1 protein-coding gene is annotated in these 320 nt (G+C 43.8%); it reads left to right on the top strand.

Annotated features, from left to right (window positions below):
• On the top strand, window positions 1-320 hold a 320-nt coding region (locus CYK18_RS10665; RefSeq protein WP_101786502.1), incomplete at both ends, for a DUF1542 domain-containing protein.

Raw genomic sequence — 320 nt, forward strand, 5'->3', positions numbered from 1 at the left:
GCTCGTACAGACTTGACAGATGACGAGAAGAAAGCAGCTAAAGAAGCAGCTAAAGATGCAGCAGATAAAGCTAAAGCAGCAATTGATGCAGCAACAGACGATGCAGAAGTAGATAAAGCTAAAGAAGCTGGTACTGGCGCAGTTGAAGCAATCAATCCAGAAGCCAAAGCTAAACCAGAAGCTAAGGAAGCAATCGACGACGTTCTTAAAGCTAAGGAATCAGCAATTGACGCTCGTACAGACTTGACAGATGACGAGAAGAAAGCAGCTAAAGAAGCAGCTAAAGATGCAGCAGATAAAGCTAAAGCAGCAATTGATGC

This window comes from Streptococcus mitis (genome assembly GCF_002860865.1).
Taxonomy (GTDB): domain Bacteria; phylum Bacillota; class Bacilli; order Lactobacillales; family Streptococcaceae; genus Streptococcus; species Streptococcus mitis_AT.